Raw genomic sequence first — 23,061 nt, 5'->3', positions numbered from 1 at the left:
TATTCTTCGCTCGCCATGAATCTCGAAAGCATCCTCTTCACTCAAGGTTTCGGCTCGCGCCGCCAATGCCGGTCGCTGATTCGCGACGGCCGCGTGAGCATCGGCGGCTCGGTCTGCGCCAATGCCGACGCCGATTTCCCAACCGATGACAGCACGTTCTGCTTCAGCGTGGACGAGGTCGTCTGGCCGTATCGCGAGCACGCCTATCTGCTCCTGAACAAGCCCGCCGGCTACGAATGTTCGCGCGACCCGCAGCATCATCTGAGCGTGTTCAGCCTGCTGCCGCCGCAGTTCGCCGAACGTGGCGTGCAATGTGTGGGCCGTCTCGATCAGGACACGACCGGCCTCCTGCTGCTCTCCGACGACGGCAAGTTCGTTCACATGTTCACGTCGCCGAAACGCAAAGTACCGAAGCTTTACGTCGCGACCACGCGCCATCCCATCGACGACGTCCAATTGAGTGCCTTACGCGACGGTGTCTTGCTGCACGGCGAGCCCAAACCGATCGCCGCCGTCGACGCCCGGGCGCGCGGCGAGCACTCGCTTGCCCTCACCGTGATGGAGGGCAAGTATCACCAGGTCAAGCGAATGATCGCGGCGGCTGGCAACCGTTGCGAAGCGCTGCATCGCGAGCGCATTGGCGGGCTCGCATTGCCCGCGACGCTCGCAGAAGGTGCGTGGCAATGGCTCGGCGAAACCGACCTCGGATCTTTACTGAGCGGGTAAACCGGTAGGTCCCTTTTAAAGCCTTGATGCGTCAGGAGAATCGTGTGCGCGGCCTCACATAGGCGCTGCGGGACGCCCGATTACACGCTGCATCGCAGCATGCTCTTCCTTACAACTCGCCCTATACTCGTTTAAACAAAGACTACAAAGGGTTCAAGGAGGGGCGCCATGGTCATCCACGACACTATTGAAATCTCGTCCACGATGATTGCTTTCACGTGTCTCGGGCTGGTTCTGGTCGGCGGACTGCTGGTCACAATGCGGCTGCGGCACAAATATCATCCGAACCTGATCGGTGCACTGATTGGCGCAATGCTGTGCTTCCTGTTGCTGGAGGCGTTGCCGGCACTAACCTAAGGCTGTGAAGCTGCGCGCAGGAAATCCTCAACGCTCGGATACCGCAAGCTCACGCGCAACTCTTCCTTGAGGCGTCGATTGACGAGCCGCCTCGATTCACGCATGAAGGACAGCAGGGTCGGCTCGATCTGCTGCTCCGCCGCCGCGCGCGTGATGCGCGGCGCGCGCTCGAGGCCGAACGCATCGGCCACCACATCGAAGTACTCGCCCATTTTCAGCGACGTATCGTCGGACGCGTGAATCGCGCGCCCCGGGCGCCCGCGCGTGGCGAGACGCACCAGGATCGCGGCGAGGTCGTCGGCGTGAATATGGTTGGTGTAGACGTCGTCAGCGTCGATCAAGGCCGGAGTGCGCTTTTCCAGTCGCGCGAGCGGCAGACGGTTGCGCGCGTAGATGCCCGGAATCCGCGCGATGCTCGCGGCGATCACGCCTCTCGCAGTGGCGCGCCGCAATTGCCGCTCGGCCGACACGCGGCGTTTGGCACGCGCATTGGCCGGCTGCGACGCGCGCGTTTCGTCGATCCACGCGCCGCCGCAATCGCCGTAGACGCCTGTCGTGCTCGCATACACAAGCCTCACAGGCGCGTGCGGAGCGGCGGTCCAACGCACCCTGTCGGGTACAATATTGGCTGCTTCAGATTCCGCCCACGAGGCACTCATGTTGCGCAACCCGCGGCGCAGCCGCCCGACCGGCGCCACCGCGCCGCGCGCGGCACGCAGCGCGCGATCGCGGCGCGCGCTCAGCGTAGCAAGCAAGGCACGGGTGCGGCGGTCGTCATCGCCGGTCTTTTGCGGCGGCGCGAGATGCAGTACCGTCGGCGCGAGACCCGCAAGCCGTTTCAGGCTGCGGCGCGCGTCGAGGTCGCCGACCAGCGGCGTGACGCCAGCGGCGCGCAATTCGGCGCTGCGCCCGGCGTGGCTGGTGAGCGCGAAGACATGCGCGCGCGGCCGCAACAAGGGCACGCAGCGCATGCCGACATCGCCGCAGCCTACGATTAACACGCGCGGCCGGCGTAAATTTCGTGTCGCTTTCATGGTGGACGCATTGTAGCCGTCAAGCGCGGCAGGTACCGCACAGTTGTACAGCGGGTCCGATAACGATTACCGACTCTTCGATTTCGAACACTCTATGGCATTTAACGTCACGCTCCGGCAAAGCGGCCGGCAGTTTCAGGTAGAACAGGACGAACCGGTCCTGATCGCGGCCCTGCGGCAAGGCATCGGCCTGCCGTATGGCTGCAAGAACGGCGCCTGCGGCTCCTGCAAGGGCACCGTGGTCAGCGGTCAGATCGAACAGCGTCAGCACTCGTCATCGGCCTTGTCGAACGACGAAAAGACGCGCGGCATGGCGCTCTTCTGCTGCGCGACGGCATGCTCCGATCTCGAAGTGGATATCCGCGAAGTGGCCGGCGTGGGCGACGTGCAGGTCAAGAAGCTGCCGTGCCGCGTGAACGCAATCGAGCGCAAGGCCGACGACGTCGTCGTGCTGAAATTGCAACTCCCCGCAAATGAACGTCTGCAATATCTGGCCGGCCAATACCTCGAATTCATTCTGAAGGATGGCAAGCGCCGCAGCTATTCGATGGCGAACGCGCCGCACGCGGAAGGTCCGATCGAATTGCATATCCGTCACATGCCCGGTGGCGCTTTCACCGATCACGTCTTCAACACTATTAAAGAGCGCGACATCCTGCGCTTCGAAGCGCCGCTCGGCACGTTCTTCCTGCGCGAAGATTCGGACAAGCCGATCGTGCTGCTGGCCTCGGGCACCGGCTTCGCGCCGCTGAAGGCGATCGTCGAGCACGCGGTGTTCAAGAATCTCAACCGGCCCATGACGCTTTACTGGGGCGCACGCCGCAAGAAGGACCTGTACCTGCTCGATCTCGCCGAGCAATGGGCTCGCGAGATCCCGAACTTCAAGTTCGTGCCGGTGCTGTCGGAACCGGACGCGAGCGATGCATGGACGGGCCGCGTCGGCTTCGTGCATCGCGCGGTGATCGAGGATCTGCCGGATCTGTCGCCGTACCAGGTGTACGCGTGCGGCGCGCCGGTGATGGTCGAGTCGGCGCAGCGCGATTTCACCCAGCACCACAGTCTGCCGGAAGACGAGTTCTACGCGGATTCCTTCACGAGCGCGGCGGATCTGGCGAACGCGGTTTGAATGAGTGAACGGCCTGATCGAAACGCGACCGGGCCGTTCGTGAACAACATGTCAGCATTGAGGCCGATGCGCAAAAATCCTGCTTGACGCCAATTTGTGCAAATTCATGGTTTACACCAGCGCTTTCCTTGTCGTATTCTTTGGCGCATGAACCGCATCCAGTCCGAACTTCGACGTCGCCGCTCGCCGCTCCCCTAGGGACGCCGCTGGCTTCGTCACGGATTCGCGCCGCACAAAGGCGCAAGCAGTTCGAATCATGAAAGCCACGGCATGCCGTGGCTTTTTTGTTTGCTTTTTTTGCGTTCCCCCAACCGCTCATTAACCCCTCACCCGCTGTCTGGAGTCTGCCGTTATGAATTTCAATGAGTACCCGATCGAGTCGCTGATGTACATCACGAACCGGCCCGAAATCGTTTTCACGCACGGCAAGGGCTCGTGGCTCTACGACAATAACGGCAAGCGATATCTGGACTTCATTCAGGGCTGGGCAGTCAACAGCCTCGGCCATTGCAACGACGGCATGATCGAAGCACTGAACAAGCAGGCGCAACTGCTGCTCAATCCGTCGCCGGCCTTCTACAACGGCCCGATGGCACAACTCGCCGGGCTGCTGACGCAACACAGCTGTTTCGACAAGGTGTTCTTCGCGAACAGCGGTGCCGAAGCCAACGAAGGCGCGATCAAGCTCGCGCGCAAGTGGGGCAAGAAGTTCAAGGACGGCGCGTTCGAAATCATCACGTTCGATCACAGCTTCCACGGCCGCACACTCGCGACCATGTCCGCAAGCGGCAAGCCGGGCTGGGACACGATCTACGCTCCGCAAGTGCCGGGCTTCCCGAAAGCGGATCTGAACGACATCGCGTCGGTTGAAAAACTGATCAACGCGAAGACCGTTGCAGTGATGCTGGAGCCGATTCAGGGCGAAGGCGGCGTGATTCCCGCCACACGCGAGTTCATGCAGCAACTGCGCGCGCTAACCAAACAGCACAACCTGCTCCTGATCGTCGACGAAGTGCAAAGCGGCTGCGGCCGTGCCGGCACCCTGTTCGCGTACGAACTGTCGGGCATCGAGCCAGACATCATGACGCTCGGCAAGGGCATCGGCGGCGGCGTGCCGCTCGCGGCGCTGCTCGCAAAAGCTGAAATCGCCATCTTCGAACCGGGCGACCAGGGTGGGACGTACAACGGCAATCCGCTGATGACCGCGGTCGGCTACTCGGTGATTTCGCAACTGACCGCGCCGGGCTTCCTCGAAGGTGTGCGCGCGCGTGGCGAATATCTGCGCGCCAAGCTGCTCGAACTGTCGGAAGAGCGCGGCTTCGAAGGCGAACGCGGTGAAGGTCTGCTGCGCGCCCTGCTGCTCGGTAAGGACATCGGCAACCAGATCGTCGAGAAGGCGCGCGTGATGCAGCCCGACGGCCTGCTGCTGAACGCAGCGCGTCCGAATCTGCTGCGCTTCATGCCGGCGCTGAACGTCACGAACGAAGAAATCGACCAGATGATGGCGATGCTGCGTTCGATTCTCGACACGCTGTAATCACCCAGGAAAGCGCGTATGACGACGACCACAACGCTATCGATCCGCTGCTTCGACACGCGTGACACCGATGCCGTGGTCGCGCTATGGCAGGAAGCGTTTCCGGAGTACCGGGACGTGACAAGGCCGCAGCGCAACCCGCATCTGTCGATCGCGAACAAGCTGGCGACACAACCGGAACTGTTCTTTGTCGCAGTGCTCGACGAACGTATCGTCGGCACGGTGATGGGTGGCTACGACGGGCACCGAGGCTGGCTGTATTCGCTCGCGGTGGCTGAATCGTTGCGTCGTCACGGCATCGGCGCGCGTCTGGTCGCGCACGTCGAAAACGCGTTGACCGAACGCGGCTGCCCGAAGCTGAATTTGCAGGTGCTGTCCGCGAAGGCCGACGTGCGCGCGTTCTATGAGGCGCTCGGTTATCGCGCGGATGCGGTGATCAGTCTCGGCAAGCGCCTGGGAGAGCTCGCGGAAGCACCGGCGGCTTAGGGGCAGGCAAGCGCTTGAATAGAAAAAGGCCGCATGTCTGAAAGCATGCGGCCTTTTTTACGGCTAAGGCAAACCTGGTCCGGGTTATTCACCCATCATTCATTCGCCCTGCTTATTTACCCAGCTTATTCACCCAACTCATTCACCCAGATAAGCCGCGCGCACCTTCGGATCATCCAGCATCTGCTTCGCGTCGCCGGACATCGTCACCAGACCCGAGTCCATCACATAGCCGCGGTTCGCCGCCTGCAACGCGAGACGCGCGTTCTGCTCGACCAGCAGCACGGTCATGCCTTCAGCCGAGATCGCCCGCACCACTTCGAAGATCTTCTCGACCATGATCGGCGACAGACCCATCGACGGCTCGTCGAGCAACAACAGCTTCGGCTTGCTGATGATCGCGCGCGCCATAGCCAGCATCTGCTGTTCGCCGCCCGAGAGCGTGCCCGCATACTGCGTAGCCCGTTCCTTCAGGCGCGGGAAGAAGCCGAACATGCGATCGACGTCCGCCTTGATGCCGTCCGTGTCGGTACGCAGATAAGCGCCCATCTGCATGTTCTCGACGATCGACATGCGCGAGAAAATGCCCCGGCCTTCCGGCACCATCGCCAGACCGCGCTTGAGCAGTTCGTGCGCCGGGATGCCCTTGATCGACTGGCCCATGTACTCGATGTCACCCGCCGAATACGGCTTCAGCCCCGTGATCGCCTTCATCGTCGTGGTCTTGCCCGCACCGTTCGCGCCGATCAGCGTGACCAGCTCGCCCTGCGCAACTTCGAGGTCGATGCCCTTGACTGCCTGGATGCCGCCGTAATTGACCTGCAGGCCCTTGATTTTCAACATTGCCGTAGCCATTAGTGGACCCCCGCACCCAGATAAGCTTCGATCACCTTCGGGTCCCTCTGCACGTCATGCGGCAGCCCCTGGGCAATCACCTTGCCGTAATCGAGCACTGTCATCTGGTTGCACAGGCCCATCACCAGTTTCACGTCGTGCTCGATCAGCAGGATCGTCTTGCCGTCGCTGCGGATCTTGTCGAGCAGCTTGGTCAGCTCGACCTTTTCCGTTGCGTTCATGCCGGCAGCCGGTTCATCCAGTGCGAGCAGCTTCGGATCCGTTGCCAGTGCGCGGGCGATTTCCAGACGACGCTGGTGACCGTACGACAGATTGCGCGACGTGTAGTCCGCGTACTGCGCAATGCCGACGTACTCCAGCAGTTCGATTGCACGCTCCTTGATCTCGCGCTCTTCCTTTCGCTCAGCCGGCGTCTGGAACACTGCGCCGATCAGACCGTGCTTCGTGCGCACGTGCCGGCCGACCATCACGTTTTCCAACGCGGTCATGCCACCGAACAGACGGATGTTCTGGAACGTACGCGCAATCCCCGCCTTCGCCACCTGGTAGACGGCCGTAGGCGTGTATTCCACGTTGTCGAGCTTGAACTCGCCCGAATCCGGCGTGTACAGACCCGTGATCACGTTGAAGAAGGTCGTTTTGCCGGCGCCGTTCGGACCGATCAGGCCATAAATCTGGCCCGACTTGATCTGCAGACCGACGTCGGACAATGCCTGCAGGCCGCCGAAGCGCTTGTTCACGCCTTTCACCGACAGGCGGATCTGGTCGCTGCCCACGCTGTTGTTTACGTTATCGCTCATATGATTTCTCCCTGCGGGCCTCAGGCGCGCACCGGCTTCTTGCCAGCGCGCTTCGCCAGTTTCGCAATCTTGTCTTCGTGCTTCGGCGCCGGCCATAGGCCTTCCGAGCGGTACAGCATGATCACGACCATCGCGAGGCCGTACAGCAACTGACGGATCACTTCCGTATCGACGATTTCGTGGCCGAAGATCGCGTTCTGCAGCGGACCCATCGTCGAACGCAGGAATTCCGGGAACACCGAAAGCAGCACCGCACCGAGAATCACACCCGGGATGTGGCCCATGCCGCCGAGCACCACGCACGCCAGCACCACGACCGACTCCCAGAACGTGAACGACTCCGGCGACACGAAGCCCTGGAACGAGCCGAACATCGCACCCGACAACCCGCCGAACGACGCACCCATCGCGAAGGCCAGCAGCTTCACGTTACGGGTGTTGATGCCCATCGCCTTGGCGGCGATTTCGTCTTCGCGGATCGCGGCCCATGCACGGCCGATACGCGAGTGCTGCAAACGCGTACAGACCCAGATCACCAGCAGCGAACACAGCACGAACAGGTAGTAGTACAAGTACACCGACGGGAACTGCATGCCGAACAGCGAATGCGTCTGCGCGAGGCTGAAGCCACCCACCGACACTGGATCGATCCCCGTGATCCCCTTCGGCCCGTTGGTGATATTCACCGGACGGTCGAGGTTATTCATGAAGATCCGCACGATTTCCCCGAAGCCCAGGGTCACGATCGCGAGGTAGTCGCCACGCAGACGCAGGGTCGGCGCACCGAGCAGGATCCCGAAGGTCGCGGCGAGCGCCATCGCGATCGGCACGATGATCCAGATCGGCGCATGCAGGCCGCCCGGGAACAGATGTGCAATCCACTCGAACTGCGAGGTCAGGTGCGGCGAACTCAGGAGAGCCGCGACGTAAGCGCCGATTGCATAGAACGCGATGTAGCCCAGGTCCAGCAGGCCGGCGAAGCCGACCACCACGTTCAGGCCCAGCGCGAGCATCACGTACAGCATCGCGAAGTCGAGCACGCGGACCCAGTAGTTGCCGCCGGCCGCGCCGATGATCATTGGCGCCGCAATCACGAAGATCGCGGTGATGATGCCGACCGTCAGCGTCTTCGTCAGGTTCTTTTCAGGGATGAGCGTCGTGGACGGCTCGATCGGTTGAATTGAGGTCATGTTTGCTTTCTCCCAGGGATCAGGCGCGATCCGCAACACGTTCGCCGAGCAGACCCGACGGACGGAACACCAGCACGATGATCAGCACGATGAACGCGAACACGTCCTGATAGTTACTGCCGAACACACCGCCCGTGAGGTTGCCGATATAGCCCGCCCCCAACTGTTCGATCAGACCGAGCAGCACGCCGCCCACCATCGCCCCGCCGAGATTGCCGATCCCACCTAGCACCGCCGCGGTAAAGGCCTTCAGACCTGGGATGAAGCCCATATAGAAGTGTGCGTTGCCGTATTCGGACGCGATCATCACGCCGGCCAGAGCGGCAAGCGCCGAGCCGATCATGAAGGTCGCCGAAATCACGAAATTCGGGTTCACGCCCATCAGGCTCGCGACGCCCGGGTTTTCGGCAATCGCACGCATCGCACGGCCCAGCTTGGTCTTGTGAACCAGCAGCAGCAGACCGCCCATCACGAGGAACGCCACCACGATGATCACGATTTCGGTCATCGAGATCACGGCGCCGGGCGTCGTGTCGGTGGCCTTGATCACGTTGATCGGGTCAGTGGGCAACAGCTGCGGGAACGGCAGCGGATTGCGCGACCAGATCATCATCGCGAGGGTTTGCAGCAGGATCGACACGCCGATCGCGGTGATCAGCGGAGCGAGACGCGGCGCTTTACGCAACGGCCGGTAGGCCACGCGCTCGATCGTGTAGCCGACCAGCGAGCAAACCACTGCCGCGATGATCAACGCGATGATGAGCGTCGGCACATTGCCGAGGCCGGGGAAGTGGTTCTGAAGCACGCCTATGGCTGAGAGCGCAACCATCGCGCCCACCATCAACACATCGCCGTGCGCGAAGTTGATGATGCCCAGAATGCCGTAAACCATCGTATAGCCCAGTGCGATGATGGCGTAAACGCTGCCAAGCACCAGCCCGTTGAGGACCTGCTGGATGAAGATATCCATTTAATGCTCCTTAGCCCGTGCGACTGGATTCGCGTTCTTCATCAGCCGGTGGGCGGTGATGCGGTACGCCAATCTCAACGGCACTGCGGGTACTGATGTAAAAGACCGGTAAGGGTTATCCGCTGCCCGGTTCGTCTTACGACTGTGATGCAGCCGCGAACTTACCGATGGCGGATGCAAAAACGGCACCGTTGGGTGGTTTCGGTGCCGTCAGGCTAAACGTCCCGTCATCACATCTTCACGACGTCGAGGACCGCTTTTTTGCCGTCCTTGAAGTCGTAAAGCGTAATGGCGCCCTCTTTCAAATCACCCTTGTCGTCGAACGCGATGTGGCCGATTACCCCGTTGTAATCGGTGGACGGCATCGCAGCCAGCACCTTGGGCGCCTCGATCGAATTAGCGCGCTTCATTGCATCGACAATCACGTACACAGCGTCATACGTGAACGGTGCGTAAATCTGCACCGGTGTGTGGAAGCGGTCGACGTACTTCTTTTCGAAGTCCGCTCCCTTGTCCATTTTCGAAAGCGCGAGTCCCGCCTCCGAACAGACCAGGTTTTGCACGGCGGTTCCCGCCAGCTCACCCACCTTGTCGGTACACACACCGTCGCCGCCAAGGATTTTTGCCCTGATACCGAGCGCCGCCGCCTGTTTGGTAAACGGCCCGCCCGTCGCGTCCATTCCGCCGAACATGATGACGTCCGGTTGAACACTTTTGATCTTTCTAAGGACGGCCTGAAACTCCGTAGCCCTGTCATTCGTGGCTTCGCGCGCGACGATCTTCGCCCCGCTCGCCTGTGCTGCTTTCGCAAACTCGTCGGCGAGTCCCTTGCCGTAGACGGTCGAGTCGTCAACGATTGCGATGCGTTTCGCGCCAAGCACCTTTGTCGCGTAATTGGCAAGCGCCGGGCCCTGCTCGGCATCGGTCGCGACCACCCGATAAGTCGTCTTGAAACCTTGCTGTGTGTACCCCGGATTCGTCGACGACGGTGAGATCTCCACGATCCCGGCATCGCTATAGATCTTCGAGGCCGGAATCGAGACGCCCGAATTCAGGTGCCCGATTACGGCAACGACATGATCGTCGACGAATTTCTCTGCGACCGCCGTTCCCGTTTTCGGGTCCGCGGCATCATCCTGCGCGTCGAGCTCCAACTGGATCTTGTGGCCGTCGATCGTCAAACCCTGTGCGTTGATCTCCTCGACCGCCAGACGTGCGCCGTTTTCATTGTCTTTACCAAGATGCGCAATGCTGCCCGTCAAAGGGGCCGCATGGCCGATCTTCACGATAGTCGCCTCGCTTGCCGGTGCTGCCACCGCTGCGGCAGCCGATGCACCTGCTCCCGCCTCGCCTTCCGGTTTTTTGCCGCACGCGGTCAACATCGCAACCGCGGCCACGATGGACACGGCGTAAGCAAATTTGACTCGCATTAAGTAGGTCTCCTGCGCCTTGCAAAATCCATTGTTCGGGACCCGGAGGCCTTGAGAACGCGCGCATTGTAACTCCAATTATGCGACGCGCAATATTGTTGAAACGCTGGGGTTTTCCTGCATTGCAACCTTATTTTGAGAGAGAAATTCGACAAGAGGCGCAACCCGGTTGCGACTATTTTTCGTGCATCAGTTGCACCAGCGCCGCACCCAATGGCATCAAGTGTTGCAGCGATATGGCCCGATCCCTGATTGCACCGTGCTTCGCGTTAAGTATTACGTTTCTATTGATATCAGAGAGCGCGCACTATTTTAGTGCGTCAAAAATCGACGCAACGCGTTTGTCATGTTTTAAACGGGGACATATCATCAGAAATTTGATTAAAAGACCAATCACAATTCAAATGAATTTGTATGGGAGAGCACTAAAAAGCATCTTTCCCAGTGATCTGGCACTTTATTAGTGAAGCACTCACGGATCTGCGGACACAAAAAAAGCGCGCCCTTAGGCGCGCTTTTCTTTCAAAACGTCGGCGGATTGTCAGGCAGGCAGACCCAACCCGCGCGGCAGCGGAAACGCGATGTTTTCCTCGATGCCTTCAAGCGCACGCACATTGCGCACACCGAGCTCACGCAACCGTCCGATCACCGCTTGCGCGAGCGCTTCCGGTGCCGAGGCGCCAGCCGTCACACCGATCCGGCGCTTGCCTTCGACCCAGACCGGATCGATCTGATCCGGCGAGTCCACCATATAGGAAGGCACACCGAGCTTTTCGGCCAGCTCGCGCAGCCGGTTCGAGTTCGAGCTATTCGGGCTGCCGACCACAATCACGACGTCGCATTGGGGCGTCATGAACTTGACCGCGTCCTGGCGATTTTGCGTGGCGTAGCAGATGTCCTGCTTCTTCGGCTCGCGGATCGCTGGATATTTCGCCTTCAGGGCGCCGATGATCTCGGCTGCGTCGTCGACCGACAGGGTGGTTTGCGTAACGAACGCGATCCGGTCGGGATCGGCCAGCTGCAGGGCCTGCACGTCTTTGATGTCTTCCACCAGATGCATGCCTTCGCCCGCCTGCCCCATCGTACCCTCGACTTCAGGGTGCCCCTTGTGCCCGATCATCACGATGTCGAAGCCATCCTGGCGCATCTTCGCGACTTCGATATGGACCTTGGTGACGAGCGGACAGGTGGCGTCGTACACCCGCAGGCCACGCGACTCGGCTTCCGAGCGCACCGCTTTCGACACGCCATGCGCGCTGAAAATGACCGTATTGCCGGCCGGCACTTCTTCCAGCTGTTCGATGAAAATTGCGCCTTTTTTGCGCAAATCCTCGACGACATAGGCGTTATGGACGATTTCGTGGCGCACATAGATCGGCGAGCCGTGCAGCTTGATGGCCCGCTCCACGATTTCGATGGCCCGATCGACGCCGGCACAGAACCCACGCGGCTGCGCCAGCAGGATCTCGGCTTCGGCAAGAGTCGTATCCGTGATGCTCATGTTTACAGAATCCCGATGATTTTCACTTCAAACGCCAGCGCCTGGCCGGCAAGCGGATGGTTGAAATCGAACAATGCCGACGTTTCGCCGACCTCCTTCAGGACGCCAGCGTAGCGGCCACCACCCGGCGCGTTGAATTCGACCAGGTCACCCGGCGAAAAGTCCTCGCCAATCATGCTGTTTTCGAGCAGCGTGGCCAGCGAGACCCGCTGGATCAACTCCGGATTGCGCGGACCGAACGCCTGACCCGGCGTTAGCTGAAAGGTCGAATGGTGGCCCACCTTCAAACCCAGCAGAATGTCTTCCAGCGGCGGCGCCAGTTGGCCCGCGCCGAGCAGCAGCGTGGCCGGCCTGTCGGTAAACGTGTTGATGACTTCAGCGCCATCGGCAAGGGAAAGCCGGTAATGAAGCGTGACGTGTGAACCGGGCTTCACTTCGGAAATGTCGATGATGCTCATGCAATGCTCGCTCAGTCGAAGCGCGCTGCACGCGTGCGCCGCGGGCGCAGTCGACGCGTGTGGCAAACCCGTCGGGGTGCCGTGCGCAAAGTGTCTATTGTAAGCCACATAGCGGGCGGCGGCTTGGGTCCGTCGCGCGCATCGCGGCACGGCCACGCACCGCGCGCTGCCCCAAACCCGAACTGGAGGACCCATATCCACATGGCCGACTATGCCTGCACAGTAGACAAAGCAACACTCGAAACGGCCTTGCCAGGGCCTGCGGCACCCGCCGCTCCAGCACCCGCCCTGACGTTGCCGCACGCTGGCGTCGTAGCTGGCGATCCCCTGGCCGGTAATAGCGTCAGCACCGTCGACGCCACCGCGAACGCCGGCGCATCTGCAACTCGACCGCTCGTACGAGGCAAATGGCATAAAAACGACATGCCGCGCGAACGCCTGATCGAGGAAGGACCCGGCGTGCTGTCGGATACCGAAATGATCGTGCTGGTACTCGGCTCGGGCCTGCCCGGTCACGATGTGTTCAATGTCGCGCGCACTCTGCTCGAGCGGTTCGGCTCGATGCGGGCGATGCTCGACGCAACCTATTCGGACTTCGACGGCCTGCGCGGCATCGGCCCCGCTAAAAAGGCGCAGCTGCTCGCCATCATGGAGATGGCGCGGCGCTCGCTGGTCGATAGAATGCGGGGCCGTTCGCTGATGAATTCGCCTGAAGCCGTGCAAGACTATCTGCGCCTGCGCATAGGCGGTAAGACGCAAGAGGTTTTTGTGTCGCTCTTTCTCGACGCCCGGCATCGGTTGATCCGCGTTGAGGAAAGCGCACGCGGCACGCTAACACGCATGGCGGTGTATCCTCGCGAGATCGTGCGGCGGGCGCTGAGTCTGAATGCCGCCAGCCTGATCGTCGCGCATAATCACCCTTCCGGCGCCGTTCAGCCAAGCGCAAGCGACTGCCGGCTAACACATACGCTGCGCGACGCCCTGGCGCTGATCGACGTGCAACTGATCGATCACTTGGTGATTGGCGCAGATCACACGTACTCGTTTGCCCGTGCCGGCTGGCCGTGACAGGGCATGAACCAGGGTCGCGGCAACGTTGCGCCGTCTTCGGCATCGCAAATAAGGTTTGATTTTGCGGCTTTTTTTCCGCTATAATTCCGGTTTGCCTATTTCCAACCCCCTGTTCCGAAGCCACCAAGGCGTTCCGGAAAGGAAAAGCGCCTGAAGTTCCAGAAACTTAAGCGCGGCTCTTTTCGGGAAACTTTCACGGCGTTCGAACTCAGAATTAGCGTATTAGGAGTGCTCTCATGGCACGCGTATGCCAAGTAACTGGGAAAGCGCCGATGAGCGGCAACAACGTTTCCCACGCGAACAACAAAACCAAGCGCCGGTTCCTGCCGAACCTGCAAAACCGCCGTATTTGGGTGGAAAGCGAAAACCGTTGGGTGCGTCTGCGCGTTTCGAACGCCGGCCTGCGCCTGATCGACAAGAACGGTATCGACGCGGTGCTCGCAGATTTGCGCGCACGCGGTGAAGCCTAAGGAGTAAATCATGGCGAAAGGCGCACGCGACAAGATCAAGTTGGAATCGACCGCAGGTACGGGTCACTTCTACACGACGACGAAGAACAAACGCAACATGCCGGAAAAGATGCTGATCAAGAAATTTGATCCGGTCGTCCGCAAGCACGTTGACTACAAGGAAACCAAGATTAAGTAAATCTTGGCTCCTGCCTGACCAAGGCAAAACGATTTGCAAAAAAGCCCCGCATTCATGTGGGGCTTTTTTGTTTTCTGCGAGCCATTTCGCGCTGGCTGGCTGTCCTTTGCCCATCAGATCAGTCTTATCCCATTCGGCCAGCTTTCCCTCATTCGTCGCGACGCGTATCCTTTCTCGTTTTAGCGGCATGCACACAGCATGCCGTCACGGCAAAACGAAAGACGGAGATGCAGGCGATGGAATTCGATGTGGCGATTGTCGGTAGCGGTCTGGCAGGTTTGAGCGTCGCGCTCAATCTCGCGGAGACCCGGCGGGTTGCGGTGGTCGCCAAGCGATCGATGACCGAGGGCGCGAGCGATTGGGCGCAAGGCGGGATCGCGGCCGTACTGGATTCAGCGGACAGCATCGAAAACCACGTGCGCGACACCTTGATCGCCGGCGGCGGCCTGTGCGATGAGGCAGCGACACGCTTTATCGTCGAGCATGGGCGCGCCGCGATCGAATGGCTGATTGAGCAAGGCGTGCCGTTCACCAAAGACGACGCTGCCGAACTCGGCTTTCATCTGACACGCGAAGGCGGCCATAGCCATCGAAGGATCATTCATGCTGCGGATGCCACGGGCCATGCAGTGGTCGCCACGCTCAGCGAACGCGTACGCCGTCACCCGAACATCACCCTGCTCGAAGACCACTACGCGATCGATCTGATCACGTCCGACCGTCTCGGTCTGCCAGGCCGTCGCTGCCACGGTTTATATGCACTCGATCTGCAAAGCGGCCGCACTGTGACAATCGAAGCGCCGCATACCGTGCTCGCCACCGGCGGCGCCGGCAAGGTCTACCTGTACACCACCAATCCCGACACCGCGACCGGTGACGGCATCGCCATGGCCTGGCGCGCGGGCTGTCGCGTCTCGAACATGGAATTCATCCAGTTCCATCCGACCTGTCTGTTCCATCCGTATGCGAAGTCGTTCCTGATCTCAGAAGCAGTACGCGGCGAAGGCGGCATCCTGAAGCTGCCGGACGGCACGCGCTTCATGCCGAACCATGACGAACGCGCCGAACTCGCGCCACGCGACATCGTCGCGCGCGCCATCGACTTCGAGATCAAGAAACGCGGCATCGATTGTGTATATCTCGACATCAGCCATCAGCCGCCTGAATTCCTTCGCGAACACTTCCCGACAATTCTGGCCCGCTGCCTCGAATTCGGCATTGACATCACCAAAGAGCCGATCCCGGTTGTGCCTGCCGCGCACTACACGTGCGGCGGCGTCGTAACCGATCTGGCCGGCCGGACCGATCTCGCTGGTCTCTATGCGGTTGGTGAGACCTCATGCACAGGCCTGCACGGCGCGAACCGGCTTGCCAGCAACTCCTTGCTCGAGTGTCTCGTGATCGGACGCTCCGCTGCGCAGGCCATCGAGCAAGAAGGCTTCAGCGCCGTTGTCCATGCACCACTGCCGGACTGGGACGAAAGCCGTGTGTCCGATCCGGACGAAGAAGTGGTGGTCGCGCACAACTGGGATGAACTGCGCCGCTTGATGTGGAACTACGTCGGCATCGTGCGTACGGACAAGCGGCTCGCACGAGCCAAGCATCGGCTTGCCCTGCTCCGCGACGAGATTCACGAGTATTACGCGAATTTCAAGGTGAGCCGCGATTTGCTCGAGCTGCGCAATCTGGTCGACGTGGCGTCGCTGATCGTCGAAGGCGCTCGCTCACGGCGTGAAAGCCGGGGCCTGCACTTCAGCCGCGATTGGCCGGCCACGTTGCCTAAAGCACTGCCCTCGGTGCTGTCGCCGGAGCATGTGCGTAACCGCAACGTGTGATTTCCAGAAACTGAAATGAAAAGGCCATCGCCGGTTATCCGGCGATGGCCTTTTCACTGATTGCGAAAGCTTAAGCCTAGACGCGCGCGACTCAGACGATCCGCATCGAGTAATCCGCTGCCCGAACATCTTTGGTCAGCGCACCGATCGACACCCGATCGACGCCCGTTTCCGCGATAGTCCGCACCGTCTCGAAGTTCACGCCGCCGGACACCTCCAGCACTGCCCGCCCTGCCGTGATACGCACGGCCTCGCGCATCGCATCAAACGAAAAGTTATCCAGCAGAATGGACTGCGCGCGGTGTGCCAATGCGGTTTCCAATTGCGCCAGCGTTTCGACTTCGATCTGGATCGACACGCCCGCGTTCAGCCCGAGCGCCGCGTCCATTGCCGCGCCAACGCCGCCCGCTGCAGCGATGTGGTTTTCCTTGATCAGAATGCCGTCGTACAAAGCGAGTCGCTGATTCGCCCCGCCGCCGACGCGCACTGCGTATTTCTGCGCGAGCCGCAAACCCGGCAAGGTCTTACGCGTATCGAGGATACGCGTTTGCGTGTGGGCAATTGCGTCGACATAGCGGCGCGTTGCGCTTGCCACGCCCGAGAGCAGTTGCAGGAAATTCAGCGCATTGCGTTCAGCAGTCAACAGCGCACGCACAGGACCGCGCAGCTCGCAGACCGGCGTATCCGCTGTCATCCGATCGCCCTCGCGATAACGCCACTGCACGTCGATACGTGGATCGACCTGGCGCATCACCGCGTTGAACCAGGGCACGCCGCACAGCACGGCATCTTCGCGCACGATGATGCGTGCATCGCGCATGTCGTCTGCGGGGACAAGGCGGCCAGTCTGGTCGCCTGCGCCAATATCTTCGGCCAGCGCGTCGGCCACGTTACGCGCCAACGCAGCATCGAATGCGGCGCCGTACTGCGCATGAATCTCCGCGAACAGCGGCGAGACCGCCTCGATTTGATTGCGTTCCACCGCTCCCATTACGCTGCTCCCACGTTCGAATACAGTTGCGCGTCGCGCGCGAGATCACCGCTGGCTTGCACCCGCTTCTTGTGCCGCGCCGCGAAGTCGAGCATCCGGTCGATCGGCAAACGCGCCCGCTCGCCGATCGCTCGGTCGACGAAGATTTCGTTGTGGCCGCGGTCGAGCACCTCGGCCAGATTGGCGAGGCCGTTCATCGCCATCCACGGGCAATGCGCGCAGCTCTTGCAGGTCGCGCTGTTGCCAGCCGTCGGCGCGGCGATCAGCGTCTTGCCGGGCGCGGCGAGCTGCATCTTGTGCAGAATGCCGAGATCGGTCGCCACGATGAAATGCGTCGCGTCGAGCTTTTGCGCAGCGTCGATCAACTGGGTTGTCGAACCCACCACGTCCGCTTGCGCGACTACGTTAGCCGGCGACTCCGGATGCACCAGCACTTTCGCGCCCGGATATTCAGCGCGCAGCAGATCGAGTTCAATGCCCTTGAATTCGTCGTGCACGAGACACGAGCCCTGCCACAGCAGCATGTCCGCGCCGGTCTTGCTCTGGATGTAGCTGCCGAGGTGCCGATCCGGCGCCCAGATGATCTTTTCGCCGCGTGAGTGCAGATCGGCAACGATTTCCAGCCCGATCGACGACGTCACCATCCAGTCCGCACGAGCCTTGACGGCCGCGCTGGTGTTCGCGTACACAACCACCGTGCGATCCGGGTGTGCGTCACAGAAAGCCGAGAATTCATTGACAGGACAGCCCAGGTCGAGCGAACAGGTCGCGTCGAGATCGGGCATCAGAATGCGCTTGTCCGGGCTGAGTATCTTCGCGGTCTCGCCCATGAAGCGCACGCCCGCCACCACCAGCGTTTGTGCCTCGTGATCGCGGCCAAACCGCGCCATCTCCAGCGAGTCGGCCACGCAGCCGCCGGTTTCGTCGGCGAGCTCCTGCAATTCCGCGTCGACGTAGTAATGCGCGACGAGCACCGCTTTCTCGCGCTTAAGCAATGCGCGGATGCGCTCCTTCAGCGCCACCTTCTGTTCCGCCGACGGCATGTCGGGCACCTTCGCCCACGCCTGCCCGATCCCGCAGGTCGTGCCCTGCGCCTGTGGCCGGTCGTATTCGACGGTCCTGATCGCCTGCTGATCCATGATCTCCTCTGCCTTCGCTCTGCCCGCCGCGGAGCGTCAATCGCGTGTCGTTGACATATCCGCCGCCCAAAAAGCAAAACCCCGCCAACGCGGGGTTTTGTGACGTAACGAAATTTTAAAGGATTTCGCGCTCAGGCATACGGTCAAGCATAACGACGCAGACGCAACGCGAATTCTTGCAGTGCTTTAATACCACTCTGCTCAGCGCGATGACACCAGTCTTGCAGCTGAATCAACAATTGATCGCGCGACGCATTCGAGCGCTCCCACATCGCCGCCAGTTCATTGCGCATGTCGATGTAAGTCTTGAGCTTCTGGCTATTCGCGAAGATCTGCGGCAACTGGCGCTTCTGCGGCTCGTCGAGACCCGCTTCTTCCTTGTGGAACCAGCTACGCGCACCGCGCATCACCTGATACTTCTCGCGCGCGCCGACTTCCTTCAGATGCGCAAGCTCCTGGCGGTAAGCGCGCTTGAGTGCCTTGCCGTAACGCGCCATCACTTCGTAGCGGTTCGCCAGCACGGCTTGCAGCGTGTCCTGATCGAGGACCAGCTTGCCGGAGGTCAAACGCGGCGTAGGCGCGATCTTCTTCACCTTGGCCAGACGGAACGCCGACATGATGCGGATGTACATCCAGCCAATGTCGAACTCGTACCACTTGTTCGACAGCTTGGCCGACGTCGCATACGTGTGGTGATTGTTATGCAGCTCTTCACCGCCGATGATGATGCCCCACGGGAAGATATTGGTGCTGGCATCCGACGAGTTGAAGTTGCGGTAGCCCCACCAGTGCGCGAGACCGTTCACCACGCCGGCCGCCCAGAACGGAATCCACACCATCTGCACGGCCCAGATGGTCAGACCGACGACGCCGAACAGCGCGACGTTCAGCACCATCATCAGGCTCACGCCGAGGATCGGGTACTTGGTGTAGACGTTGCGTTCCATCCAGTCATTCGGCGTGCCGTGACTGAACTTGCGCATCGTTTCTTCGTTCTTGGCTTCGGAACGGTACAGTTCCGCGCCTTCGAGCACCACCTTCCAGATGCCGCGCGTTTGCGGGCTGTGCGGATCTTCTTCGGTCTCGCACTTGGCGTGGTGCTTACGGTGAATCGCGGCCCATTGGCCGGTCAGCATGCCGGTGGTCATCCACAGCCAGAAGCGGAAAAAATGACTGACGACCGGATGCAGCTCCAGTGCGCGGTGCGCCTGGCAGCGATGCAGATAGACCGTCACGCCAATGATCGTGATGTGCGTCGCGACCAGGGTGTACAGCACAAGTTGCCACCACGAGAAGTGGAGCAAGCCGTGGGCAAGGAAATCAAGCAAGGAATTCAACAAGGCAATTTACCTGTGGAACAAGAGACGCCAGACACACGCAAAATGCGCGTGTCAAGAAAGTGAAAGCATACAGCGGGATTGGACGACATTCTACTTGAAGCGTTCCAAGTGTTTGTAACAAATAGGGATTTTTTGTGTGACATCAACAGGATGGAACGCACCGGCGGTGATTTTTAGACCGGCCGGCGGGTTCGAAGTGCCTGTCAGCGGGCGCTGTCGGCCTGATTTGCCGCGGAAGCGGTCATTGTTACCGCCTGCGGCATCGCGTCGCCCACATTGCCGACGATCCGCACTTCGCGTTGCGCGAAAGGAATCGAGATGCCGTGCTCGGAGAACAGACGCCAGATGTTGCGATTGACGGCCGATCGCACACTTGAGGTACCTGTCGCTGCGTCTTCGATCCAGAAGCCCAGTTCGAGATTGATGCCATCGGCACCGAAGCTCGCGAGATAGGGCGTGGGAGCTGGTTCCTGCAGTACTCGCGCGACATCTTGCGCGGCTTGGGCGAGCAGCGCCATCGCCTGCTCGACGTCCGAGGTATAGGCGACCTGCACGGCCACTTTGGCGTAGCCGCGCGTCAGATACGAGGACTGGTTCTGCACCACGTCCGTAATCAGCTTTTCGTTCGGAATCAGCGTTTCGATGCCGTCCAGTCCGCGCACCACCGTATAACGCGTACGGATCTGCGTGACCATGCCCTGTAAGCCGCTGACGTTGATCGTGTCGCCGATGCGCAGCGAGCGGTCGATCAGGATGATGAAACCCGAGACGTAGTTGCTGGCGATCTTCTGCAAGCCGAACCCGAGCCCCACACCCAACGCGCCGCCGAACACGCCCAGCACCGTGATGTCGATGCCGACCAGCGACAGGCTGATCAGCACCGCCGCCAGCACGAACGCCGCACGGCCGACACGCGCCACCACCACTTTGAGGTTGGCGTCGAGCGTCTTCGAGCGCATCAGGCGGTCTTCGAATGTCGCGCCGAGCCACATCGCGACGATCATCGTTACGCACACCCATAGGAGGCCCGTGGTGAGTGAGAGCAGCGTCATGTGCGCGTTTGCGACCCTGAAGCGCACGCTGCCCATCCAGTCGATGACATCGTCCTGAATGCCCATCACGGTGAGCACCATGCCGATCCAGACGATCAGTGAGACGATTTTCTCGACCAGGAACAGCCACGGATGGTTCGCGCCGTCTTGACTGAAGACCCGCCGCGCGAAGAAAAACACGATGTAAATCAGGCCAATACCGAACAGCGGCACCAGCGCCAGATTGAGCAGCGCGGTGTGCATGAACTGACCAGTGATAGCCTGTGCCAGCCAGACGAGCGCCGCGCCGATCAGGGGAAAGAACGCGCGGTTCAGGCTTTCCGCGCCGAAGCGCAGGGTCTGATAACGCGTCTGGCGCCGCAGATCAAGCGTCCGGCGCAAGAGACGCGCGAGCAGCCACGCGACGGCGAGCGTCCCAAGCAGCACGCCGACCTGCCACAGCATGACCGGCTGGCCGAAGTCGCGCCCGAGGTCGCCGAACATGTGAGGAAAAATGCGGTTTTGCATGATGTCGCCGAAATCGCCGGCGCGTCGGGTTCAGGAAAGAACCCGACGCGCCGGCAGATAGCCTGTTGCGTTTAGCTCTGGCGTTCCAGCACCGCTGCGAAGAAACCGTCAGTAGCGTGAAGGTGCGGCCACAGCGACAGGTAATCGCCCATTTCCAGATCGATACGCTGCTCGGCGAGCACGTCGCGCGCCGGCACCAGGGCGAAGTCCGGATGGTCGGCGAGGAACTGCTGCACGACGGTTTCGTTTTCCTCTTCGAGAATCGAGCAGGTTGCGTAGATGAGACGGCCACCCTTCTTCACCAGACGCGAGGCGCTGGCCAGAATCGACGCCTGCTTCGGCGCCAGTTCAGCGACCGATTCCGGCGACTGGCGCCACTTCAGGTCCGGGTTACGGCGCAGCGTACCCAAGCCGCTGCACGGCGCATCGACCAGCACGCGGTCGATTTTGCCGGCCAGACGCTTGATCTTCGCATCGTGCTCGCTGTCGATCAGCACCGGATTCACGTTCGACAGGCCGCTGCGCGCAAGGCGCGGCTTGAGCTTGGCCAGACGGCGCTCGGAGACGTCGAATGCGTACAGACGCCCGGTGGAGCGCATCGCCGCACCAAGCGCCAGCGTTTTGCCGCCCGCGCCCGCGCAGAAGTCCACGATCATTTCGCCACGCTTGGGCGCGACCAGCGAGCACAGCAACTGGCTGCCTTCGTCCTGAACTTCGACCCAGCCGTGCTGGAACGCGTCCAGCTTGGTGAGCGGCGGCTTGCCGACCACCCGCACGCCGAACGGTGCGAACGGCGTCGCGCCCCCTTCGATACCGGCCTTCGACAGCGCGTTCAGTACCTCGTCGCGGCTTGCCTTGATCGGGTTCGCGCGCAGGTCCAGCGGCGCCGGGTAGTTCAGCGCGGCGGCCAGTTGCGCCAGTTCTGCGGGTTCAAAGCGCTTGGAAAGCGCCTGATAGATCCAGTCGGGCAGATTCAGGCGAATCCGCAGCGGCAGGCTTTCCGGGTCGATCTTCGCGACGTGTTCCAGCCAGTGCGACTCGGTGTCCGACACGAACGGCTTGAGCGCCGTACGCCCCGCCGTCTGCATCAGTCCCAGCAAGGCCATGCGACGGGCCGGACTGCCCGCGCCGCCTTCGGCCAGATGGGCGAATTCCATCCGGCGGCGCAGCACCGCGAAGACCGCCTCGGCGATCACGCCGCGCTCGCCATGCCCGAGCTTCGGATGCGCGCGGAAAAAGCGGCTCGTCGTGGCGTCGGCCGGGCCGCTCAGTTTCAGGACTTCAGCCAGCAAAGTCTCAGTTTGTCCAATCAAAAAACCATGTAATCTCATGCGCCCTCTCCGGCGGTGTGACCGGCAAAGAGCCATTGCGGCTCCGGCGGCGTAAGCGTGACACGCAAGCCGTCGAGGGCAAGACGCCCTTCGACGAACCAGCGCACCGCGCGTGGATAAATAATGTGTTCGGTTGCCAGCACGCGTTCGGCGAGCGTGGCGGGGGTGTCGCCAGCCTCAACGGGGACGGCCGCCTGCGCGACGATCGGCCCGTGATCCAGCTGCGACGTGACAAAATGCACCGACGCGCCGTGCAGCCGCACGCCTGCGTCAAGTGCCTGTTGATGGGTTTTCAGGCCCGGAAAGCTCGGCAGCAGCGACGGATGCACGTTCAGCATGCGCCCGGCGTAGTGATCGACGAAACCAGCCGTGAGCACCCGCATGAAGCCGGCAAGCGCGACCAGATCGGGCGCGAAGCCGTCGATTTCCTTCGCCAGCGCGGCGTCAAAGCTGTCGCGATCCGGAAACTGGCGGTGGTCGACCACCGCCGTGGCAATGCCGTGCGACGCTGCGAACGCGAGGCCCGCGGCGTCAGGACGGTTGGCAATCACAGCGGCGACTTGCGCCGCCCAGCCTTCGTCCGCGCAGGCGCGAATGATAGCTTCCATGTTGCTTCCCCGTCCGGAAATCAGGATGACGAGTTTTTTCATCCGCGGATTTTATCATTCGGGGGACAC

Annotated in this window: 23 protein-coding genes; 9 read left to right on the top strand and 14 right to left on the bottom strand. The window is 61.3% G+C overall.

Annotation, left to right across the window (positions count from 1 at the left end; all coding sequences use genetic code 11):
- The first annotated feature begins 15 nt into the window (after positions 1 to 15).
- Both ACUN0E_RS24125 and ACUN0E_RS24120 read left to right on the top strand, forming a co-directional pair.
- The gene (locus ACUN0E_RS24125; RefSeq protein ID WP_445568163.1) at positions 16 to 726 is read left to right on the top strand and encodes a pseudouridine synthase; all 711 of its coding nucleotides are present in this window, start codon (positions 16 to 18) and stop codon (positions 724 to 726) included.
- Between the two features lie 168 nt (positions 727 to 894).
- Complete coding sequence (locus tag ACUN0E_RS24120) at positions 895 to 1,083, top strand: hypothetical protein (RefSeq protein WP_408206516.1); 189 nt, start codon at positions 895 to 897, stop codon at positions 1,081 to 1,083.
- On the opposite strand, the gene ACUN0E_RS24115 is transcribed toward ACUN0E_RS24120, so the two are convergent.
- Positions 1,080 to 2,117: an SDR family NAD(P)-dependent oxidoreductase gene (locus tag ACUN0E_RS24115; RefSeq protein ID WP_445568162.1), complete on the bottom strand. Its 1,038-nt coding sequence runs from the start codon at positions 2,115 to 2,117 to the stop codon at positions 1,080 to 1,082. The two genes, ACUN0E_RS24120 and ACUN0E_RS24115, sit on opposite strands and share 4 nt — an antisense overlap.
- Before the next feature lie 94 nt (positions 2,118 to 2,211).
- Here ACUN0E_RS24115 and ACUN0E_RS24110 point away from each other — a divergent pair, with 94 nt between their 5' ends.
- From ACUN0E_RS24110 to ACUN0E_RS24100, 3 genes are all read left to right on the top strand, one after another.
- Positions 2,212 to 3,243 carry a CDP-6-deoxy-delta-3,4-glucoseen reductase gene (locus ACUN0E_RS24110; protein ID WP_408394332.1) on the top strand — a complete coding sequence of 344 codons (1,032 nt, stop codon included), beginning with the start codon at positions 2,212 to 2,214 and terminating at the stop codon, positions 3,241 to 3,243.
- Positions 3,244 to 3,595: 352 nt separating this feature from the next.
- On the top strand, positions 3,596 to 4,780 hold the full coding sequence (locus ACUN0E_RS24105) for an acetylornithine transaminase (RefSeq protein ID WP_408222615.1): 1,185 nt from the start codon (positions 3,596 to 3,598) through the stop codon (positions 4,778 to 4,780).
- An 18-nt stretch (positions 4,781 to 4,798) separates the two neighbouring features.
- Positions 4,799 to 5,266 carry a GNAT family acetyltransferase gene (locus ACUN0E_RS24100; protein ID WP_445568161.1) on the top strand — a complete coding sequence of 156 codons (468 nt, stop codon included), beginning with the start codon at positions 4,799 to 4,801 and terminating at the stop codon, positions 5,264 to 5,266.
- A 138-nt stretch (positions 5,267 to 5,404) separates the two neighbouring features.
- On the opposite strand, the gene ACUN0E_RS24095 is transcribed toward ACUN0E_RS24100, so the two are convergent.
- The 7 genes from ACUN0E_RS24095 to ACUN0E_RS24065 form a co-directional block, all read right to left on the bottom strand.
- A complete protein-coding gene (locus ACUN0E_RS24095) occupies positions 5,405 to 6,121 on the bottom strand; it encodes an ABC transporter ATP-binding protein (RefSeq protein ID WP_408511062.1) in 717 nt (238 codons plus the stop codon).
- The gene (locus tag ACUN0E_RS24090) at positions 6,121 to 6,921 is read right to left on the bottom strand and encodes an ABC transporter ATP-binding protein (RefSeq protein WP_408192355.1); all 801 of its coding nucleotides are present in this window, start codon (positions 6,919 to 6,921) and stop codon (positions 6,121 to 6,123) included. Before ACUN0E_RS24090 ends, ACUN0E_RS24095 begins: the two co-directional genes overlap by 1 nt.
- Positions 6,922 to 6,941: 20 nt before the next feature.
- Complete coding sequence (locus tag ACUN0E_RS24085) at positions 6,942 to 8,111, bottom strand: ABC transporter permease subunit (protein WP_445568160.1); 1,170 nt, start codon at positions 8,109 to 8,111, stop codon at positions 6,942 to 6,944.
- Positions 8,112 to 8,130: 19 nt separating this feature from the next.
- Complete coding sequence (locus ACUN0E_RS24080; protein ID WP_074282431.1) at positions 8,131 to 9,081, bottom strand: branched-chain amino acid ABC transporter permease; 951 nt, start codon at positions 9,079 to 9,081, stop codon at positions 8,131 to 8,133.
- 230 nt (positions 9,082 to 9,311) lie between these two features.
- The gene (locus ACUN0E_RS24075; protein ID WP_445568159.1) at positions 9,312 to 10,511 is read right to left on the bottom strand and encodes a branched-chain amino acid ABC transporter substrate-binding protein; all 1,200 of its coding nucleotides are present in this window, start codon (positions 10,509 to 10,511) and stop codon (positions 9,312 to 9,314) included.
- Positions 10,512 to 11,052: 541 nt separating this feature from the next.
- Positions 11,053 to 12,012 carry a 4-hydroxy-3-methylbut-2-enyl diphosphate reductase gene (gene ispH / locus ACUN0E_RS24070; RefSeq protein WP_408222626.1) on the bottom strand — a complete coding sequence of 320 codons (960 nt, stop codon included), beginning with the start codon at positions 12,010 to 12,012 and terminating at the stop codon, positions 11,053 to 11,055.
- A 2-nt stretch (positions 12,013 to 12,014) separates the two neighbouring features.
- Positions 12,015 to 12,470 (bottom strand): FKBP-type peptidyl-prolyl cis-trans isomerase, encoded by a 456-nt coding sequence (locus ACUN0E_RS24065; protein ID WP_445568158.1) that lies wholly within the window; start codon positions 12,468 to 12,470, stop codon positions 12,015 to 12,017.
- A 201-nt stretch (positions 12,471 to 12,671) separates the two neighbouring features.
- Here ACUN0E_RS24065 and radC point away from each other — a divergent pair, with 201 nt between their 5' ends.
- The 4 genes from radC (at position 12,672) to nadB (ending at position 16,024) form a co-directional block, all read left to right on the top strand.
- Entirely contained in the window at positions 12,672 to 13,538 is an 867-nt protein-coding gene (gene radC / locus ACUN0E_RS24060; RefSeq protein WP_445568157.1) for a RadC family protein, read from the top strand.
- Positions 13,539 to 13,777: 239 nt separating this feature from the next.
- Complete coding sequence (rpmB, locus tag ACUN0E_RS24055; RefSeq protein ID WP_007180631.1) at positions 13,778 to 14,011, top strand: 50S ribosomal protein L28; 234 nt, start codon at positions 13,778 to 13,780, stop codon at positions 14,009 to 14,011.
- A gap of 10 nt (positions 14,012 to 14,021) precedes the next feature.
- A complete protein-coding gene (gene rpmG, locus ACUN0E_RS24050) occupies positions 14,022 to 14,189 on the top strand; it encodes a 50S ribosomal protein L33 (RefSeq protein WP_006050116.1) in 168 nt (55 codons plus the stop codon).
- A 236-nt stretch (positions 14,190 to 14,425) separates the two neighbouring features.
- Complete coding sequence (gene nadB, locus ACUN0E_RS24045; RefSeq protein ID WP_408222632.1) at positions 14,426 to 16,024, top strand: L-aspartate oxidase; 1,599 nt, start codon at positions 14,426 to 14,428, stop codon at positions 16,022 to 16,024.
- Positions 16,025 to 16,115: 91 nt separating this feature from the next.
- Here nadB and nadC read toward each other — a convergent pair whose 3' ends face one another.
- The 6 genes from nadC to purN all read right to left on the bottom strand — a co-directional run bounded on the left by nadC (position 16,116) and on the right by purN (position 23,034).
- Entirely contained in the window at positions 16,116 to 17,015 is a 900-nt protein-coding gene (nadC, locus tag ACUN0E_RS24040; RefSeq protein WP_408520467.1) for a carboxylating nicotinate-nucleotide diphosphorylase, read from the bottom strand.
- A complete protein-coding gene (nadA, locus tag ACUN0E_RS24035; protein ID WP_445568156.1) occupies positions 17,015 to 18,154 on the bottom strand; it encodes a quinolinate synthase NadA in 1,140 nt (379 codons plus the stop codon). Before nadA ends, nadC begins: the two co-directional genes overlap by 1 nt.
- A gap of 143 nt (positions 18,155 to 18,297) precedes the next feature.
- On the bottom strand, positions 18,298 to 19,494 hold the full coding sequence (locus ACUN0E_RS24030) for a DesA family fatty acid desaturase (protein WP_445568155.1): 1,197 nt from the start codon (positions 19,492 to 19,494) through the stop codon (positions 18,298 to 18,300).
- A gap of 203 nt (positions 19,495 to 19,697) precedes the next feature.
- On the bottom strand, positions 19,698 to 21,053 hold the full coding sequence (locus ACUN0E_RS24025) for a mechanosensitive ion channel family protein (RefSeq protein WP_445568154.1): 1,356 nt from the start codon (positions 21,051 to 21,053) through the stop codon (positions 19,698 to 19,700).
- A gap of 71 nt (positions 21,054 to 21,124) precedes the next feature.
- Positions 21,125 to 22,384, bottom strand: coding sequence for an RsmB/NOP family class I SAM-dependent RNA methyltransferase (locus tag ACUN0E_RS24020; RefSeq protein WP_408337516.1), 1,260 nt, complete (start codon positions 22,382 to 22,384; stop codon positions 21,125 to 21,127).
- The gene (purN, locus tag ACUN0E_RS24015) at positions 22,381 to 23,034 is read right to left on the bottom strand and encodes a phosphoribosylglycinamide formyltransferase (protein WP_408337514.1); all 654 of its coding nucleotides are present in this window, start codon (positions 23,032 to 23,034) and stop codon (positions 22,381 to 22,383) included. Before purN ends, ACUN0E_RS24020 begins: the two co-directional genes overlap by 4 nt.
- Positions 23,035 to 23,061: the final 27 nt, after the last annotated feature.

This window comes from Paraburkholderia sp. D1E (assembly GCF_052682275.1).
This window is presented reverse-complemented; position numbering and strand designations above follow the sequence as displayed.